Annotated in this window: 13 protein-coding genes; 7 read left to right on the top strand and 6 right to left on the bottom strand. The window is 35.1% G+C overall.

The annotated features are described in order from the left end of the window. Positions 1-34 precede the first annotated feature (34 nt). Positions 35-865: a CPBP family intramembrane metalloprotease gene (locus P0Y62_00375; GenBank protein ID WEK70008.1), complete on the bottom strand. Its 831-nt coding sequence runs from the start codon at positions 863-865 to the stop codon at positions 35-37. 210 nt (positions 866-1,075) lie between these two features. Between P0Y62_00375 and P0Y62_00370 the strand changes: the two genes are divergently transcribed. The 4 genes from P0Y62_00370 to P0Y62_00355 all read left to right on the top strand — a co-directional run bounded on the left by P0Y62_00370 (position 1,076) and on the right by P0Y62_00355 (position 5,956). Next, positions 1,076-2,257, top strand: a complete 1,182-nt coding sequence (locus P0Y62_00370) for an MFS transporter (GenBank protein WEK70007.1) — start codon at positions 1,076-1,078, stop codon at positions 2,255-2,257. Between the two features lie 301 nt (positions 2,258-2,558). Continuing rightward, positions 2,559-4,154: a peptide chain release factor 3 gene (locus tag P0Y62_00365; protein WEK70006.1), complete on the top strand. Its 1,596-nt coding sequence runs from the start codon at positions 2,559-2,561 to the stop codon at positions 4,152-4,154. A 167-nt stretch (positions 4,155-4,321) separates the two neighbouring features. Then, positions 4,322-4,798, top strand: a complete 477-nt coding sequence (locus P0Y62_00360; GenBank protein WEK70005.1) for a hypothetical protein — start codon at positions 4,322-4,324, stop codon at positions 4,796-4,798. 219 nt (positions 4,799-5,017) lie between these two features. Next, positions 5,018-5,956, top strand: coding sequence for a DUF4349 domain-containing protein (locus P0Y62_00355; protein WEK70004.1), 939 nt, complete (start codon positions 5,018-5,020; stop codon positions 5,954-5,956). A 323-nt stretch (positions 5,957-6,279) separates the two neighbouring features. Here P0Y62_00355 and P0Y62_00350 read toward each other — a convergent pair whose 3' ends face one another. Next, positions 6,280-7,419: an acyl-CoA dehydrogenase gene (locus tag P0Y62_00350; GenBank protein WEK70003.1), complete on the bottom strand. Its 1,140-nt coding sequence runs from the start codon at positions 7,417-7,419 to the stop codon at positions 6,280-6,282. 242 nt (positions 7,420-7,661) lie between these two features. Between P0Y62_00350 and P0Y62_00345 the strand changes: the two genes are divergently transcribed. Beyond that, positions 7,662-9,440 carry a long-chain fatty acid--CoA ligase gene (locus tag P0Y62_00345; protein WEK70002.1) on the top strand — a complete coding sequence of 593 codons (1,779 nt, stop codon included), beginning with the start codon at positions 7,662-7,664 and terminating at the stop codon, positions 9,438-9,440. Between the two features lie 228 nt (positions 9,441-9,668). Here P0Y62_00345 and P0Y62_00340 read toward each other — a convergent pair whose 3' ends face one another. From P0Y62_00340 to P0Y62_00330, 3 genes are all read right to left on the bottom strand, one after another. Continuing rightward, positions 9,669-10,445 (bottom strand): hypothetical protein, encoded by a 777-nt coding sequence (locus P0Y62_00340; protein WEK70001.1) that lies wholly within the window; start codon positions 10,443-10,445, stop codon positions 9,669-9,671. A 4-nt stretch (positions 10,446-10,449) separates the two neighbouring features. Further along, positions 10,450-11,547, bottom strand: coding sequence for a Nif3-like dinuclear metal center hexameric protein (locus tag P0Y62_00335; protein ID WEK70000.1), 1,098 nt, complete (start codon positions 11,545-11,547; stop codon positions 10,450-10,452). Between the two features lie 154 nt (positions 11,548-11,701). Beyond that, positions 11,702-12,550, bottom strand: a complete 849-nt coding sequence (locus P0Y62_00330; protein ID WEK69999.1) for a hypothetical protein — start codon at positions 12,548-12,550, stop codon at positions 11,702-11,704. A 245-nt stretch (positions 12,551-12,795) separates the two neighbouring features. On the opposite strand from P0Y62_00330, the gene P0Y62_00325 reads away from it, so the two are divergent. Together P0Y62_00325 and P0Y62_00320 are read left to right on the top strand one after the other, a co-directional pair. After that, on the top strand, positions 12,796-13,623 hold the full coding sequence (locus tag P0Y62_00325; protein WEK69998.1) for an ion transporter: 828 nt from the start codon (positions 12,796-12,798) through the stop codon (positions 13,621-13,623). Positions 13,624-13,663: 40 nt separating this feature from the next. Next, positions 13,664-13,822 (top strand): hypothetical protein, encoded by a 159-nt coding sequence (locus P0Y62_00320; GenBank protein WEK69997.1) that lies wholly within the window; start codon positions 13,664-13,666, stop codon positions 13,820-13,822. Between the two features lie 74 nt (positions 13,823-13,896). On the opposite strand, the gene P0Y62_00315 is transcribed toward P0Y62_00320, so the two are convergent. Continuing rightward, a complete protein-coding gene (locus P0Y62_00315) occupies positions 13,897-19,041 on the bottom strand; it encodes a T9SS type A sorting domain-containing protein (GenBank protein WEK69996.1) in 5,145 nt (1,714 codons plus the stop codon). Positions 19,042-19,326: the final 285 nt, after the last annotated feature.

The raw sequence follows: 19,326 nt of genomic DNA, 5'->3' as shown, positions 1-19,326 counted from the left end.
TTTTATTAAATGCTTTGATAATATTTTACATCTGCTAAATCTCCGAGTAATGCACTTTGTACTTTTTCATAAATAAATAATAAAACAAAGAAAAAAGAACAATCCCGATTATTGCTATCATCCATTCAGAAACTTTAAAAGCATCTGCAAAACTTTCGGTCTTGGTATAAAATACCAAAATGGAAGAACACAAATTATTAAATGCGTGCAAAAGCATGGGAAGCAAAAGCGATTTGGTCTTATAATATACCAAACCTAAAACACAACCCAATAAAGCAGCTCCTACAAACTGCCACGGATTGGCATGTACTAATCCAAAAACAATCGATGAGAAAAGAATAGCTTTCCAAGGCTTAATTCCTGCATTTACCAATCCTTTCTGAATAATTCCTCTGAAAACAATTTCTTCAAAAACCGGAGCCATAATAACAGCCGTGATGATCATAATCACAGGATCGTCAGTAAGCTTACTCATAAGCTGCTCAAAAAATTTATAGTATTCTCCAAAAAATGGCCCTGTAGTAGGAATCTGGGCGGTTATAAATTCACCGATAAACATCATCCCGATCATCATAGGGAAAATAAGGAGATACGTATAGAAATTAGTCGGTGAAAAATTGAAATTAAGCTTTTTCTGAGTAGTCGGCCTTACAATTAAAAAATCAAAAGCAGCAATCATAGAAATAAAAACAACTGCATTTGCTACCATTACAAACCAATCTTTATTCTGAATACTTTCTTTAAATATCAGATCCCAAAACACCATTACACCTCCAATGATAATACTTCCGAAAATATACCCACCCAACAAAACAAGTCCACCCAGCCATGTGAATGTATATTTCGGATATCTGCTCACTTCCATAGTTTACAATTAACAATTGAAAAACAAAGATAATCGATTTTCTACTAAAGACAGTCCAATATTGGTTTTCGGATACAAAAAATTATAAATCAATTAAAGCATTAAAATGCATTAAATTGTATGCAGAATATTGTTTGGGTTATCATAAAATTTTATAAATCTTCTTCTAAGCATTTTTTATGAAGTAACTTTGCCACTTAATTTTTTCACATGGATAATTTAGTAAATCGGTCAGAGAATGTTAACTTATCCTTGATTACTTATGTATGTTTTACTTTTGTAGGATATTTCATCATAGGGTTATCTCTCTCTGTTCTTCCGATCTTTATTAATAAAAGTTTAGGATTTAGCTTAGTAATTGCAGGATTGGTCATCAGTCTGCAATATGTTTCTACTTTTTTTCTGAGAGCGTATTCTGGGAAAATCATTGACGGAAGAGGTCCTAAACCCGCTGTTTTATTTAGTATGATCAGTTTTTCTTTAACCGGAATTTTCCTGATGATTGCTTATTATTTTAAATTTTCTCCCTATCTAAGTCTTTCTTTTTTGGTTATTACCCGTTTACTGACGGGCTGTGCAGAAGGAATGATCGGTGCAAGTCCCATCAACTGGGCAATCATGGCAGTAGGTGAAACGCACACCGCAAAAATCATTTCCTATAATGGTGTTGCATCTTATGGAGCATTGGCAATCGGAGCTTCTTTGGGCGTTACCATTGAACATGAATTCGGCCTTTATGGCATTGGAGTTCTTTCCATTATTCTGGGAATTTTAGGATTTCTTTATGCTAAAACCAAAGAAAATAAAACAAACACCCATCCTCAGGAATCCCAATCTTTCTGGAAAGTATTGGGAAAAGTAGCGCCTTTTGGAGTGTGTCTGGCTTTAGGAGGAATCGGTTTTGCCTCTATCTCCACATTCATTACTTTATATTACAATCACTTTCACTGGAATAATGGAGCTTTATGTTTAAGCGTTTTCGGAGGCTTATTTGTTGTCGGAAGACTTATTTTCAACAATGTAATTAATAATTACGGGGGAATAAAGGTCGCAATTGTCTGCCTTCTGGTAGAAACGATCGGACTTTTGATCATTGCTTTTGCCTCCAATCCGGAAATCGCTCTTATGGGAGCGGGAGTTACAGGTTTAGGATTTTCATTAATTTTTCCTGCGTTAGGCGTTGTCGCTATTAAAAGCGTTTCACCTTCAAGTCAGGGTTCAGCATTGGCAGGATATGGGCTTTTTATTGATCTTTCATTAGGCGTTGCCGGACCATTAATTGGAGGGGTTGCAGATATTTATGGGATGAGTTACATTTTCCCTTTCAGTGCCGGAATGGTTTTCATTGGTTTGGGATTGGCTTATTTGCTGAAAAGAAAATCCAGTTTATAATTAAATGCTTCAGAATTCATCACAAGATTTTTAACTACTATTTAATTTTACCATTAAGATGTTTTAAGATTTTCAGAATATTAAATTGAGCTTCACTTTAAGTATTTTAGGCTTCTTAAAAATCTTTGATTTTATTAATTAACTTAACAGCTCAATACATCTTACATGGTTCAAATAAATGTTCAAAAAATTTAAACAAACTCGTCATTAAAACAATAGCTTTTATAACTTTTGTGGTTAAAATAAATTCAATTTTCAGGATTCGACAAAATTCACGATTTTTGCAACTTCAAAATACGATATGTCAGACTTAATCAAAGAAATAGAAAAAAGAAAAACCTTCGGGATTATCTCTCACCCCGATGCCGGAAAAACCACGTTGACGGAGAAGTTACTCCTTTTCGGGGGCGCGATTCAGGAAGCAGGTGCGGTAAAATCCAACAAGATAAAAAAAGGAGCTACCTCCGACTTCATGGAAATTGAAAGACAGAGAGGAATCTCCGTGGCAACTTCCGTGTTGGCTTTTGAATACAGAGATCACAAAATTAACATTCTGGATACGCCGGGTCACAAGGATTTTGCTGAAGATACGTACAGAACTTTAACTGCCGTAGATTCCGTAATCGTTGTTATCGACGTTGCAAAAGGGGTTGAGGAACAGACTGAAAAATTGGTTCAGGTTTGCAGAATGAGAAACATCCCCATGTTGGTTTTCATCAATAAGCTTGACCGTGAAGGTAAAGATGCTTTCGATTTGCTGGATGAAGTGGAACAGAAATTAGGATTAACAGTTTGTCCGCTTTCTTTACCGATCGGTATGGGAAGTGATTTCCAGGGAATTTACAACATCTGGGAAAACAACATTCAATTGTTTTTAGAAGAGAAAAAACAGAAAGTTGGAGAAGCGATTAAGTTTGATGATATTAACGATGCTTCCATCGATGAAGTGATCGGTGAAAAAGCAGCTGCTACTTTAAGAGAAGAATTAGATCTTGTTCAATCTGTCTATCCTGAATTTAACCGTGAAGATTATATGAAGGGTGATTTACAGCCGGTTTTCTTTGGTTCTGCCTTAAATAATTTTGGAGTCCGTGAATTACTCGATGCTTTTATTGACATTGCTCCGATGCCTCAGCCAAAAGAAAGTGACACTCGTCTTGTGAAGCCTGAAGAAAGCACTTTCACTGGATTTGTTTTCAAGATCCACGCCAATATGGACCCGAAACACAGAGACCGTTTAGCTTTCGTAAAAATTGTTTCAGGAACTTTCAAAAGAAACGAAAATTATCTGTTGGTAAGAGAAGGAAAGAAAATGAAGTTCTCTTCACCGAATGCATTCTTTGCTGATAAAAAAGAAGTGGTAGACGAAAGTTTTCCCGGAGATATTGTAGGTCTTCACGATACAGGAAGTTTCAGGATCGGTGACACTTTAACAGGTGGTGAAAAACTAAGTTTCAAAGGTATTCCAAGCTTCTCTCCGGAACATTTCAGATATATCAACAATAATGATCCATTAAAGGCAAAACAATTGGCAAAAGGTATCGATCAGTTGATGGATGAAGGTGTTGCTCAGTTGTTTACACTTGAAATGAATAACAGAAAGATCATCGGAACAGTAGGAGCACTTCAGTACGAAGTTATCCAATATCGTTTAGAGCATGAATATGGTGCAAAATGTACTTATGAACCACTTTCTATGCACAAAGCGTGTTGGGTAGAAGCTGATGAAAAATCAGATGAATTTAAAGAATTTGCGAGATTGAAGCAGAGATTCCTGGCAAGAGATAAATACAACCAGTTGGTTTTCTTAGCTGACTCTTCTTTCACGATTCACATGACACAGGAGAAGTTCCCGAATGTGAAGCTTCATTTTATCAGTGAGTTTAGGAATGCTTAATTAAATAATAAAGCTTTTATCAATATAATCCGTGGAATTTTCTGCGGATTTTTTATTGGTACATCAGAAATCTGAACTTATTTGCTCCAATATAATAGCTACTTATTTATTTTTTCTTAAATAATCTTACATTTACGCATCAAGAATAATCATATAAAAAAACACCATTGAAAACCAAAATTTTAATCGGAATTACTTCAATATTATTTTTCCTTATTGGCTTTAATAATTATCAAAGCTTTTTAAATTTTTTTCTAGGTTTAATTCCAGAATTGGAAATTCAATACAGAACACTATATGCTCAATTATCTCAAACATTTTTCTTTGGATTAGTCCTTTCAGTGATTCCAATTTTAAGTTTAATTTTATGGATTAAATTTAAAATTCAACACAATGGACTTAAAATTTTTATCATATTATTATTTTTAGTCTCCTCTATCATTGCATCAATTTCAAGAACATTATTTTTAAAATGGATATATCAAGGAGCATATAATGCCATGTCTCATCCAAAACCTCTCCTGTATGAAGGTGAGGATTTAAACTACAATTTATATATTTTCGTGAGTGAGATTATTATTTTTATATTATTATATTTTATACTTAAAAAACCAAAAATAAGAGAACAAAAAATAAATGATTAATATCCGCCTTTATAACATTTTATAATTCTCTATTTCCAAAAACAATAAAGCCTCTTTAAAAGGGGCTTTTTACATTCAAAAATCTTTGTAAAACATTCAAGATCATTTTACAAAACAATAGAAATCAGCACATTAATACTTTACATCGAATAAACTATTCCTTTACAATCTTTACAAAATCTTCCCTCCTAATTTTACCACATCGAAAAAATTAATGTTATGAAAAAATTCATCTTACTGGTTGCTTTATCAAGCACGTTTATCATGTGTAAAAAAGGGGAAACAACAGCATCTCATCTTGAAAACGTTGTAAATTCAGCTGATAGTGTGGCTTCCGTAGCTTCAGATAAAATCAATAAAGTTAGCGATCAAGCCAATGCTGCTTTGGATTCTGCCGATATTAAAATTAAAGATTTTGAAAACACCAAAGAAAAGGTAAAAGAGCAGTTTGGAAATACTTCAAAAATGGTGGATTCTCTTTCCGATAAAATTTCATCGGTAAAACTGGAATCTAAAAAAGAAAAAAAAGATTCTGCAAAAAAAGAGGAAAAAATTGTTGTTAATGTTCCGGCTCCGAAAGTTATTAAAGAAACTAAAATTGTTTACAAAGACAAACCTAAAAGTGAAAACTACGAGCTGAATGTTTCGAAAAATAAAATGGTAAAAACAGGCGTACTGGAATTAACCGTAAATGATCCGGAACTTGCAAGAGAAACTGTGAAAGAAGAAGTGAAAAAATATGATGGTTTTATAAAAAGTGAAAATACTTCATTAAATAACAACGATAAGAAAATTGCTTATCTTAAAGTAAGAGTTCCTATTCAAAAATTTGAATATCTGATGGAAGATCTCAGCTACAATATCGGTACGGTTGAAAACAAAGGGATTGAAGTTTCAGGTCAGGATTTTGTTCAGAATACCATGTGTGAAGTTGACATCACGCTATACGGAAAAGAAGGCAGCTACACTGAAAATAAGGAATCCAAAACATTCGGAGAAAAAACATTTGCTGCCGTTTCTTCCGGCTGGGATGTGATCATGTCTATTTTCTTATTTATTCTCCCATTATGGCCTCTATTTTTAATTATTGGTATTGGATATTACTTTTATAAAAAGAGAAATAAAAACACTCCTAATAACGATTCTAACTTAATGTAAGTTCATCTAAAAACACGAACTCTTTATACCTATTTGTCATTCTGACAAAGGAAGAATCTTTTATCAACAGTTGAGATTCTTCCTTCGTCAGAATGGCAGTTTTGATGTTTTATCTTTTTTAATTTTATTTTAATCGGATTTCATTTATCAAGCCATAAATTCTTCCTAACTTTAGGTATAGAAAAATAAAACCTTAAACGGTAAAGGAAAGAATCAATCCCGGAAAAGTAAAATAAATATATTATTAATTTTTGTGGTTCGTGTAAAAGTAAAAAGGCTCTCAATCTGAGAGCCTTTTACTATTTCAATATATAATTAAGCAATTACTTTGCAATGCTTCTTGATATTACGATCTTCTGGATTTCAGAAGTTCCTTCATAGATCTGAGTGATTTTCGCATCTCTCATCATTCTTTCTACATGATATTCTTTTACATATCCGTATCCACCGTGAATTTGTACCGCTTCAATGGTTGTATCCATTGCCACTTGAGAAGCGTATAATTTTGCCATCGCTCCGCTTTCAGAAATATCTTTTCCGGCATCCTTCTCACAAGCAGCTTTAAAGCAAAGCATTCTTGCTGCAGTGATCTGAGTTGCCATATCCGCCAATTTAAATGCAATCGCCTGGTGATTGATAATCTCCGTTTTGAAAGCTTTTCTTGTTTTAGCATACTTCAAAGCTAATTCATAAGCTCCGGAAGCAATTCCTAAAGCCTGAGAAGCAATACCGATTCTACCTCCGTTCAGAACAGCCATTGCGAAATTGAATCCGAAACCGTCTTCCCCGATTCTGTTTTCTTTAGGTATTTTTACGTTGTTGAAGATCAAAGAATGCGTATCACTTCCTCTGATTCCTAATTTATCTTCTTTAGTTCCGATTTCGAAACCTTCCCAACCTCTTTCAACGATGAAAGCATTGATTCCTTTATGTTTTTTCTCAGGATCAGTCTGTGCAATTACGATATAATAAGTTGCAGTACCACCATTGGTAATCCAGTTTTTGATCCCGTTTAATAAGTAGTGATCTCCTTTATCTTCCGCAGTTGTTTTCTGAGAAGTTGCATCAGATCCGGCTTCAGGCTCAGACAAAGCAAATGCTCCGATTACCTGTCCGCTTGCAAGAGGAGTAAGGTATTTTACCTTTTGTTCTTCAGAAGCGAATTTTTCAAGCCCTGCACATACCAATGAGTTATTTACAGACATTACAACAGCTGCAGAAGCATCAATTTTTGCAATCTCTTCCATTGCCAAAACGTAAGAAACGCTATCCATTCCTGCACCTCCGTATTTAGGATCTACCATCATCCCCAAAAGTCCCATTTCTCCCATTTTCTTCACCTGTTCTGCAGGAAACTTCTGGTCGCGGTCTCTTTCGATTACTCCCGGTAATAGTTCGTTTTGAGCAAAGTCTCTCGCTGCCTGCTGAATCATCAGCTGTTCTTCTGATAAATTAAAGTCCATAAAAATTGAATAATTAGATGGTCGCTAATTTACACTTTTTGAGCAAATCTGAAAATAGAATCACAAATTAGGCTACATCAAGAAATAAGCCCTATTTTTAAATATTCACCATATATAAATTAAGTTTGAATTATTAAATGTATTATGGCATACATTTTATTAATTTCTAAATAATCACTTCCAATTTCCCCAATTAAAAAAAATGCTTATATTTAAAATTATTAAATTACACGTAAAGAATCATGACGATCAAGAGATTATTTGACATACCATATCACGCTTTAGAAAAATTTCCAAAATCTGATATGTTTGTGACTAAATATCATGGTGAATGGAAAAAAACATCCACACAAGAGTTTATCAATGAAGGGAATAAGATTTCTCGCGGACTTTTAAAATTGGGAATCAATCCAGGGGACAAGATTGCTTTAATCACCACCAATTCCCGTACAGAATGGGCCATTATGGATTTGGGGCTTTCACAAATTGGAGTCGTTTCCGTGCCTGTTTATCCAAGTATTTCGCCGGAAGACTATGAGTTTATCTTTAATAATGCAGAAATAAAGTATTGTTTTGTATCTGATAAAGACCTTCTCAGTAAAGTAATGAAGGTAAAACACAATATTCCTTCGTTGCAGGGCATTTTCACATTTGACAATGTAAGCGGGGCCGCCAATTGGAGAGAAATATTAGATTTAGGAGAAGACGATTCCACTCAGATTGAAGTAGATGACCTTTCAAAAGCCATTAATCCGGATGATTTGGCGACCATTATTTATACTTCGGGAACAACGGGAAGACCAAAAGGCGTAATGCTTACTCATGACAATATCGTGTCCAATGTTTTAGGCTCTATACCAAGAATTCCTAAAAAGAGAAGCCTAGATTACAAAGACACAAGAGTTCTTAGCTTTTTACCGATCTGTCATATTTTTGAAAGAATGCTTTTCTATCTTTTCCAGTATAACGGATTTTCCATTTATTTTGCCGAAAGCATTGATAAAATGGGAGACAACGTAAAAGAAGTGAAACCTCACTACATGAGTGTCGTTCCAAGACTGGTAGAAAAAGTATATGATAAAATCTACAATACCGGATCTTCAGCAGGAGGTTTGAAATCAAAAATCTTCTTCTGGGCTCTTAATATCATTACGAAAAAGAAAACGGTTTCAAAACCTTCTGGTCTGCAGGAAATTATTGCAGACAAGCTTGTATTCAAAAAATGGAGAGAAGGGTTAGGAGGAGAAATCATCACATTGGTTTCAGGTTCTGCCGCTTTATCTACAAGATTAAATTTAATGTTCCAGAATGCAGGAATTCCTATCCTGGAGGGTTACGGACTTACAGAAACCTCACCGGTAATCTCTGTAAACAGTTTTGATAAAATGAAAATCGGAACGGTAGGACATCCTTTGGATAATTTGAGTGTAAAAATCCAGGAAGATGGCGAAATTACAGTAAAAGGACCTTCTGTATTTAAAGGATATTTCAAAAACGACGAAATGACCAAAGAAGCCTTTACGAGTGACGGATATTTCAAAACCGGCGATATCGGACTTATCGACAGTGATGGCTTTCTACAGATTACCGACCGTAAAAAGGAAATGTTTAAAACTTCCGGAGGTAAATATATTGCACCTCAAACGATTGAGAATTTGGCAAAAGCCTCCAAATTTATCGAACAGATCATGGTGGTAGGTGATGGAGAAAAAATGCCATGTGCATTGATACAGCCCGATTTTGAATTTGCGAAAAGCTGGGCCATGAGAAATAGTTTAAATATTGGTTCTACTCCTCAGGAAATTGCAAAAAGCCCAGAACTGAAAGAAAGAATTGAAAAAGAAATTGATGGCATTAACGCCCATCTTGGAAACTGGGAGAAAATCAAGAAAATTGAATTAACCCCTGAAGTCTGGAGTATTGATGCCGGACTTTTAACACCAACCTTAAAGCTGAAGAGAAAAGCCATTAAAGAGAAATTTATGGACCTTTACAATAAGATGTATGAACATCACGAATAATACAAAAACCGCTTCGGTAGAAGCGGTTTTTTATTTACGTTGTCATTCTGACGCAGGAAGAATCTTTTAAACTGTACATACCAACATAAGATTCTTCATTACACTTCTGAACTTTGTTCGTAAACTTTCAGTTTATATTCAGAATGACAGAACCACAGTCATAATGCACAAAAAAGCTGTTTCAATTTTGAAACAGCTTTTTATATTATTTAAAATCGTAATTATAAATTAGAATTTAATTACAGATTTCATTCTTTCGTTTTCTTCCATTACCAATTCGTCATCTACAAGGATTTTTCCTGAATGCTCATCGATAATGATTTTCTTTCTCTGAGCAATTTCCATCTGCTTTTGAGGCGGAATCGTAAAGAAAGATCCTTTTGGAGCTCCTCTTTCAAGACCTACTACCGCAAGACCGTTGATAGAGTTGGTTCTGATTCTGTTATAAGAAGCCAATAATCTGTCATCAATTTTTGCAGCGTATTCTTTAGACTGCTCGATTAGATATTCTTCTTCTTTCTGAGTTTCAGCAATAAGACCTTCAAGCTCTTCTTTCTTGAATTTTAAGTGATTTTTTAAATCCTCGATTTTAGCATTTAATTCACTTAATGTTTCATTTTTATGAGCAATTTTAGCTCCGAATTCTTTGATTCTTTTTTCTGAAAGCTGAATTTCAAGATCCTGATATTCAATCTCTTTACCCAATGCTTCAAATTCTTTATTGTTTCTTACATTATCTTGCTGAGACTTGTATTTTTCAATTAAAGTTTTTGCATGGTTAATCACTTCATGCTTTGTCTTAATCTGATCTTCCTGATCTTTGATATCTGCATGAAATTTTTCAGCTCTCTTTTCAAGACCTTCGATTTCAATTTCAAGATCCTCTACTTCGATTGGCAATTCTCCTCTTGTATTTCGGATCTCGTCCAATCTCGAATCAATGATTTGCAAATCGTATAAAGCTCTTAACTTCTCTTCAACTGGAATATCGTTGGTTTTTGCCATATATTTAAATGAAATAATTTACCGGATTTGTTTTCTCAATAGATTTTGAGATTGCAAATGTACTAAATTTTTGTGATAATATTTCAAATAATTGTTGAGTTACAAATTGTTCTGATTCAAAATGTCCTATATCACAAATCAGCATTTTTGATTCTGCCAGGAAAAAATCATGGTATTTTACATCTCCTGTTAAATACGCATCACATTTTTTAGATAAAGCAGATCGTATTCCGCTTGCTCCGGAGCCACCCAAAACCCCTACTCTTTTAATTTTTTTATGGTTAAAGTCAGAATGCCTGATCATTTCCAGATTAAATTTCTCCTTCACGAATTTCAGGAAATCTTTTTCATCCATGGGTTCTTCAAAATCTCCATACATTCCTAATCCGGAATACTGATTGTCATTTTCTAAACTATAAATCTGATAGGCCACCTCCTCATAAGGATGTGCGGTTTTCATCGCATTGATGATCTGCCCTTTCTTATAATCTTCAAAAATTACCGAAATCATATCCTCATCCGCATTTTCTCGGATATCATGCCGCCCAGAAAACGGATTTGATCCTTCAATCGGTCTGAAAGTACCGTTTCCGTTGATTGTAAAGCTGCATTCGTCATAGAAACCGATATTTCCAGCCCCGGCAGAAAAAAGAGCCTCTTTGAGCTTTTCAGAATAGTCTTTGGGAACGAAGACCGTTAATTGTTTTAAATTATTCTTTTTAGGCTGAAGAATTTTTAATTTTTTTAATCCCAATTGATTGCAAATTCCCGCATTTACCCCAAAGAAATCATTATCGAAAGCCGTATGAATGGCATAAATAGCAATTTTATTTTCAATAGCTTTCAGGACTGCCCTTTCAACATAATTTTTACCTGTTATAGATTTTAGCCCTGAAAAAATAATAGGATGAAAACACACGATCAAATTACAGTTTTTCTCTATAGCTTCCTCCACAACATTTTCCAGCGCATCATGACAAACTAAAATTCCGGAAATTTCACGGTCAGGAACTCCGCATAAGAGTCCCACATTATCAAAATCTTCCGCCTGACGGATCTGTATTCTTTCTTCAATCTTCGAAATTACATTTCTTAATTTCATTATATCAATTTTGTACCTCAACGAAGATATTAATTTTAATAGATTTAAACGAAAAGAATTAAGTCCCGCTGTATTAAGAGAAGAATTAAATATCAATAAAAACCGACCTTTGAGAAAAGATCGGTTTACAACAAACACTTAAATATACTTGAAACTAATCTTTAAATAATGATATTCTTGTAAAAGATTCCACTACCACACTACAACTCAAATCCGCCTGCATTGTAAGCAAGTATCCTCTTCCCGGATTAAGACTCTCCGGATCTGCAACCGTATAGAAATAAAATGTAAGAATATTCCCTGTTCCATTGGAACCAGCCGGAAGCAATTGTACTGAGGTCACTTCAAAACCCGAATCAGGATTTCTGAAGATAGCTCTTACGGATCCGGAGGAATTTGATCCCGGAGTTACCGTAGCAATCAGCCTCCAGACATGAATTTGACCATAAATTTCATTCTCTCGCCATTTATTGGTTGTGGAATTATAAATATTAGCAGTTACCCCAGGAAAAGGTACTGTAGTTTCCGGCCAGCTTGTCGTAGGACTTGGAGCAAATACCAACGGTACCGCATAAGTTACCAGAAGATCTGCCCCATAGGTACTCCCTGAAGCACTTAAACTAAAAGAAGGTTTTATATTTGCGTTTCCAGAATTTATTTTAACGACACCGTCATTACCAGCCTGAGAATTTGTGGGAACAAAAAACTGTCTCCAGAGGGTACCATCCCAAAACTGGAAATTATTAGCTGTCGTATTAAAAATCAAGGTTCCTGCAGTAAGATTTGAATTTACAACACCTGCAGGCGGTACTGTAGATGGATCATTATCAGCAAGGCTTGCATCTCTTTGTGCATCTGAAAGACGAGGAATTAGAATCCCTTTCTGACTAGAAGTAATATCCAACACTGTTGCTCCATTGGGAGACGTAGTATTAATCCCAACCTGAGCATATATAAGAGTACATATGAAAATCGGAATAAAAGAAGTTAATAATTTTCTCATGATATTAGATTTTGTTGAATAAAATTACAAACTCTATCTATAAATATATTAAAAAATAAATTTTTATATTAAATATTTTTTTCGTAATTTACTTAATATAACAAATTGAAAACCAAATAATTATAAACAATAACTCACCTATTTTCGATTAAAAAAATTTTCATTTAAAATAAACCTTTTATCATTCGGATCTTCACCAATATTCAACAGAAATTATTAACTTTCTTGTGAAATAACAGCTTACAATGGAAAGAGAACACAACCTTGTTCCTGAAGATATCCTCTGGAAAAGATTCCTTTACCGCATCATTTATCGCTCCGATACCAAGCTCGGAAAACTCTTCGACATCATATTATTGTCTTTAATTCTTATGAGCACCGCCATTATTATGATGGAAAGTGTACCTCAACTGGATAAAAAGTTTCATTATACCTTTCTGATTCTCGAATGGATCATTTCACTGTTTTTTACCGCTGAATACTGGTCCAGAATTGCCGTAATAAAGAATAAAAAACAATATATTTTGAGTTTCTTTGGAATTATTGATTTTTTAGCACTGGTTCCTTTTTATCTAAGCTTCTTCTTTCCTGTCACCAAGTATTTTCTCATTTTCAGAATGTTGAGAATGTTGAGGATCTTCAGAATTTTCAATCTTTTAGATTTTATGAACGACGGTTATCTTATCGTGAGAGCTTTAAAAAACAGTTCGAGAAAAATCTATATTTTCCTTTTATTTTTAATTATTTTCTCGGTAATCGTCGGCTCTTTAATGTTTATGGTAGAAGGAGGAAGGCCCGGCTTTGAAACCATACCACAATCTATTTATTGGGCCGTGGTAACTGTAACTACAGTTGGGTATGGAGATGTATCTCCTATTACTCCTATGGGTAAGTTTTTTGCCGTTATTTTAATGTTAGCAGGTTATTCCATTATAGCTGTCCCAACAGGGATTGTAACAGCCGAAATGCGCAATAAAAGACAAAATCTAGAAAAAGTATGTGACCGATGCGGAAATGAGGATATCGATGATGACGCAAGATACTGTAAACAATGTGGCAAGAAATTAGCTTAGATTTATTTATCATTCAATCTATTAACCAAATACAACAATCATGGAACCAAAAAAGAAAAACAAACCCAACAGTTTAGTCATTATTCTTTTTGCATTGATCGCATTAATGATTATTATCTATTTCATTCTCGTCATGTTCTTTCCCTCTGTTTTTGACCTTATGAACACAGGGGACATACAACCTGTACCTGATAAATAAAATTCCATTACAATAAAAAAGCTTCCCAAATTGGGAAGCTTTTTTAAATGTATTAATCATATAAAAAACAAACACTATCTTTTTATTACTTTAATAGCTTGTCTAGAGCCATCTTTCATATTCAGAACCACTAAATACATTCCTGAATTTAATTCTCCTAGATGAAGTGTTGAACTTGGCTTATCAAACGTTTTCACCAACCTGCCTGCAATATCCATTACAGAAATAGATTTCACATTATTGATATCTGAAATATTCAATACATCAGCAAATGGGTTTGGATACACTTTTATTGCTTTTTCAGCAGATGTGATTTCACCCGTACCAAGCGCAGGAGCCATTTCCGCATAAGATAGGAAACCTGTATAACTAGCAGTTGCCAATGCAGTAGTAGATTGTGTGGTATTTGGTGTACCTGCGGTATAAGTACCTGTAGTACCAAATAAACTATCGTATATTCCACTTGCTGTTGGTGCAATTACAGGGAAATTAACATTTGTAATTGCATTATCTCCTAACCTTACATTAATAGTCGTGAAAGTACCAGATACTAAAGGAGCTTCCCATCTTCTTGTTGCAGATAGATTCTGAATCGTAGCGGATGCTGTTCCTGAGTTAGTATCAAATGCTTCTGCTTTCATATTAGTTACCGCAGTAGTTGCCGGTGCCAATGAAATTGGAGCATAAGCTGTTTTACCAACAGGATATACTATATAGTTTGTATTTGTATTACCAGAAGCAATAGTTCTTGCAAATGGTCCCACTACATATGCAGTAGTACTACCTCCAGACAAAGTCCCTGCTGCGGTTGTCGTACCTAATGTCAATAAATTAGTAGACGTTGTATTTACTTTACCTGCTGTAAGTGTTAATGTTCCACTTACTGATAATGGTACTGACAAAGTTACACCACCTGCATTAGTATTATTAATATTAAACGAAGTCAAACTAGCCGTAGAAGCAGTTGCTAAATTTTGGAAAGTTCCTGCACCACTTATAGTTTGTGCATTTGTTGTTGGCGTTGTAGCTGTTGCTTGTAAGTCATAATTATCAAGGAATAGAGTTCCTGTACTGGTAAATATACCTCCTGTATTAACAAGCAAATTACCTGCTACGTGTGTATTGGATTGTCTAAGCTCTCCATTTGAATTAATTGTTAAATTACCTCTAACAACCATTGAATAATTTGATTTAAAATATCTTGTAGCAGCATTCGTATTAGAAGATGCTCCGTTAATAATCAAATTACCAAAAGCAAGGTTTGTCGAACTTGGCCATAAATTTACAAAGAAACCATCTGTAGAACCTGCATCCGTAGATGTTCCGTCTCCAAACTGAAACGTGTGCGCTGTAGAACAATTAATCGGTGTAGAACTTGAATTACTAACATAAATCGCATACTGACCAACATTTACTCCCGGATCTACAATATTAAAGATACCACCCGTAAATGACACATTAGTGCTTGGCGCTAAAATATTAACTAAATAAGTACCTGATGGAACAGAAGATGCTGCAACACCTGCTGCATTTCCATCAACATTAATTGTACCTCCTGACTGAGATATAAATGCCGCTGCTGCAACGTTAATACTACCATTAACATTTAATGTTCCCCCTGAAACAGTCAACGTTCCATTATTGGTAAGGATGTTATTGTTTAATGTACAACCTACAGTTAAGTCTCCTGAAGCATTTACTAATGTTCCTCCTGCATTAATTGTAACATTTCTAGATGAATTACCTGCAGAATTTACAGTTACTGTAGTACCAGATGCAATTTGTACTGCATCTGTACAACTAGGCACTGTTCCTTTGTTCCAAGTAGCAGCAGTATTCCAATTACCATTTGCTACAGATACAAAAGGAATATCCGAAGCTGCAATACCTAAATAATAAGTATCTGTCAAATTAGCCAATGGAACAGCTGTTCTTTGTGCATTTATATAACTTGTTCCTGCTTGATGAGCTCCTAAAGCTGGAGCTGACAACAAGGTTATTCTACTGTTTCCGTTCGCTGCATTATAAATGTTTTGTCCATTTATCGCCATACTATAAGTAGGTGTCCCTGTAATTCCCGATTGAGAAATAGCCCAATTAGATTTCGCTTGCGTATCTACGGTATAAGCTCCATCTACAATGCTTACAGTATTGGTTCCTGCAACATCATTATATTTTACTGCAATTTTCCCACCTGTTGTAGCAGCAGCCGTTTGATTCAAATATAAATTACGTGCTAGGAAAGCAGAAGATGTACCTGCAGCAAAAGGATATACTCCCGTTCCCGTTCCAGAAGGAGTAGTACTTGCCGTAATAGTAGCTCCTCCTGTTGTTGTAGGCCACCATCTTGCAAAAGTACTCCCTGTACTAAATCCACCTGCAGTATATGATAAAGTTCCGTTAGAAGTGGTTGAGGTTCCCAAAATAAAGGTATTAGCACCTGTGTTTACAAACCCCGTTGTCAAGGTTAGCGTCCCCGATGCAGTACCTGTATTCGCTCCATTTAGTAAAGAATTTGCATCTGCAAATGTTACTCCTGTCGAAGAACTATTATTGATTGTTACACTTGTAAAGTTAGCCGTTGGAGAAGCTGTTAAATTCCTGAATACTCCAGAACCACTTACAGACTGAGCCGTCGTTTGTGCAGTAACTGTAGGGGTTGACATATCGGCCTGTGCAACTTGCCCAAATACCAAAGCACCTGTATTGGTTAATGTACCATTATTTACAATATTACCACCAACAACCTGAGTAGTAGTTCCACCTCTATATTCACCTGCTGTAACTGTCAGATTACCATTTATAACTACAGCTGTAGAACTTGAAGCTACAAAAGCATTTGCAGATGATAAAGTATTAACAATAACATTACCGAAATAAAATCTAGTTGCTAATGAAGTTTCGAAACCTTTGGTACTATTTGCAACTGTTGAAACACCATCTCCAAACTGTACGGTATGTGCAGTAGTAACATTTGGATAAGGACTTGTAGTTGGCACATAAGTAATTACTCTATCAGCTGCCGCCGTACCAATATGTCCTGCAACAATTGTTAGCTTTCCTCCTGTAAGGTTTATATTATTAGACTGGAGCCAAACTAGTGGCGTTCCTGTTAATACCGATGTTGCAACTGTTCCAGAATTTCCATCTACAACAATTGAGCCTGCTGATTGATTGAAAGTAGACCCCGTAGTATTGTTAATATTTCCATTTACTACTAAGCTTCCTCCAGATACTGATAAAGTACCACTGTTACTAATATTATTATTTTTATTAGCACAGCCTATTGTAATAGATCCTCCTGTTACAGATAAATTACCTCCTGCGTTAATAATAACATTACTTGGAGTCGCTGTTGTAGAAGCACTTACAGTTACAGTATGACCCGATACAATAGCTGCATTTGTACAACTTGGTACTACACCTCCAACCCACGTGCTTGTACTTTCCCATGGTCCTGATTGTGCTGATTCTATAGGAATTTCTGCTGCAATCGTAGCCAACTTGTAAGTAGCCGCTATATTTGCCGCTGGTATAGCAGTTCTTTGTCCCATAGGCTGGTTTGTACCTGTCTGAGCAGTTCCTACCAATGCTCCATTATTTAAAACAGCAACATTAGCAGAAGTTGCCGTATATGCACCCTGCCCTTGAATAGCAAAAGTATGTGTTGCAGAAGAAGTATATCCTGCAGAAGTACTTACTATCCAGCTAGCATTCGTTTGTCTATCATAGGTTAATGAACTTTCACTTACAGGCGTAATTGCAGAAGTCCCTATAGCACCATTAAACTTAACAGCCAATTGCCCCTCTGCAGTTAATGCTGCAGTAGCTCTGTGAAAATGATCAGCCGAAAATCCAATTGTAGGATTTCCCATTACAAAAGGATATGTACCCGCGCCTGCTGTAGGTATAGTTGCTGCAGTTATTGTTGTTCCCGATCCTGTTGTCCCATACCATCTACTAAATGTAGAACCCGAACCAAATCCCCCTGCAGTATAGGAAAGTGTTCCTGCAGTAGTTCCACTAACACCTAATATAAATGTATTAGAACCTGTATTTACAACTCCATTAGTAAATGTTAAAGTTCCTGACGCTGTACCTGTATTTGATCCACTTAGTAATGAATTGGCATTTGCAAAAGTAACACCACCTGCACTTGTATTATTTATGTTTAAACTTGTAAAATTAGCCGTAGGTGAAGCTGTTAAATTTCTAAATACACCATTCCCTGAAATAGTTTGAGCATTCGTTGATGCAGAAACAGTTAAAGATATAGATGATGCAGATGTAGCATCTGCCAAAAACACTGTTCCTAAACTTGTAAAGGTACCATTGTTGGTAATATTTCCTGTAAAATAGCTAGCCCCATTTGACGAACTGGTGCCTGTATTTCTAAATTCCGCACCAGAATTAATAGTTAAATCCCCGTTAATGACAGTATTAAAATAAGTGCCATTCACGAAAAGAAATCTATTTGCCCCCCCAGTAACTGTCTCTAAAATGACATTTTTAAATTTAAAAATACCAGTTCCAGCCCAACTATAAAAATTAAAACCATTGGCTCCTCCATCATCCGTAGAGATACCATCGCCAAATTTAAAAGTATGTGTTCCTGTAGCCGCAATTGCTCCGGCTGTAGGAGCTGTCACTTGAAAAGTGTAAGTAGTAGTATAGTGCGGATCTACAATAATAAAGGTTCCGCCTGTAAGATTGACATCAGTGTTAGCTGTTGGAGCAAAACTTACAATATACGTACCAGAAGCAACACTCCCTGTTGCAGAACCTCCATTGTTTCCATCCACTGAAATTGTCCCGCCACTTTGGTTTAGTTTACCTCCTGCTCCTAAATTAAAGTTACCATTTACAACAACATTCCCACCTGAAACATTTAAAGTCCCTCCAACAGCACTCAAAGTTGAATCAAATGCTCCTGACTTACTCACCGTAAGCGTATTTGCCGCCACAGTTAAACTTCCAGAATTAATGGTAAGCTGTCTGACAGAAGCATTACCAGGAAGTGTCATTACAGTACCATTTTGTATAACAAAGTTGTCTGCATTACTAATGCTAGTTGGCGAGGTACCTGTACCATCCGCAGCAGTTCCCCAACTGCTCACAGCCGTAAAATCCGTGGCCGAGGCTTTGGAATAATACGTTGTTTGTGCTTTCATTGTGGCAAAACTGCTAACCAACAAAAGCCAAAGATAAGTTTTCTTCATGCTTATTAATTAAATATTATTGCGATAAAAGTACAAAACAATCAATATAATTTCATGAAAAATTAACATTTTGTTAAATATTTTTTAATAAAAACATTATTTTCATTGATAAAAAACACAACATAAAGAGTTCAAATAAAAAATCAACAAAAAGAGAAATATTTATAAAACACTAATTACGAAATACTTAAAGTTTAAAAATATTTCATCAAAAAAAGAATATTATTAAAACTTTTTTTACAATTAAAAAAATAAAAAAAGTGACTAAAAAGCCACTTTTAACAT

The sequence above is a fragment of the Candidatus Chryseobacterium colombiense genome (assembly GCA_029203185.1).
GTDB classification, from domain to species: Bacteria; Bacteroidota; Bacteroidia; order Flavobacteriales; family Weeksellaceae; genus Chryseobacterium; species Chryseobacterium colombiense.
This window is presented reverse-complemented; position numbering and strand designations above follow the sequence as displayed.

Excerpts from the sequence above, each read along its gene's own strand:
- P0Y62_00375 (WEK70008.1), bottom strand. The coding sequence starts at position 865 with ATGGAAGTGAGCAGATATCCGAAATATACATTCACATGGCTGGGTGGA.
- P0Y62_00370 (WEK70007.1), top strand. The coding sequence starts at position 1,076 with ATGGATAATTTAGTAAATCGGTCAGAGAATGTTAACTTATCCTTGATT.
- P0Y62_00365 (WEK70006.1), top strand. The coding sequence starts at position 2,559 with ATGTCAGACTTAATCAAAGAAATAGAAAAAAGAAAAACCTTCGGGATT.
- P0Y62_00355 (WEK70004.1), top strand. The coding sequence starts at position 5,018 with ATGAAAAAATTCATCTTACTGGTTGCTTTATCAAGCACGTTTATCATG.
- P0Y62_00350 (WEK70003.1), bottom strand. The coding sequence starts at position 7,419 with ATGGACTTTAATTTATCAGAAGAACAGCTGATGATTCAGCAGGCAGCG.
- P0Y62_00345 (WEK70002.1), top strand. The coding sequence starts at position 7,662 with ATGACGATCAAGAGATTATTTGACATACCATATCACGCTTTAGAAAAA.
- P0Y62_00340 (WEK70001.1), bottom strand. The coding sequence starts at position 10,445 with ATGGCAAAAACCAACGATATTCCAGTTGAAGAGAAGTTAAGAGCTTTA.
- P0Y62_00335 (WEK70000.1), bottom strand. The coding sequence starts at position 11,547 with ATGAAATTAAGAAATGTAATTTCGAAGATTGAAGAAAGAATACAGATC.
- P0Y62_00330 (WEK69999.1), bottom strand. The coding sequence starts at position 12,550 with ATGAGAAAATTATTAACTTCTTTTATTCCGATTTTCATATGTACTCTT.
- P0Y62_00325 (WEK69998.1), top strand. The coding sequence starts at position 12,796 with ATGGAAAGAGAACACAACCTTGTTCCTGAAGATATCCTCTGGAAAAGA.
- P0Y62_00320 (WEK69997.1), top strand. The coding sequence starts at position 13,664 with ATGGAACCAAAAAAGAAAAACAAACCCAACAGTTTAGTCATTATTCTT.
- P0Y62_00315 (WEK69996.1), bottom strand. The coding sequence starts at position 19,041 with ATGAAGAAAACTTATCTTTGGCTTTTGTTGGTTAGCAGTTTTGCCACA.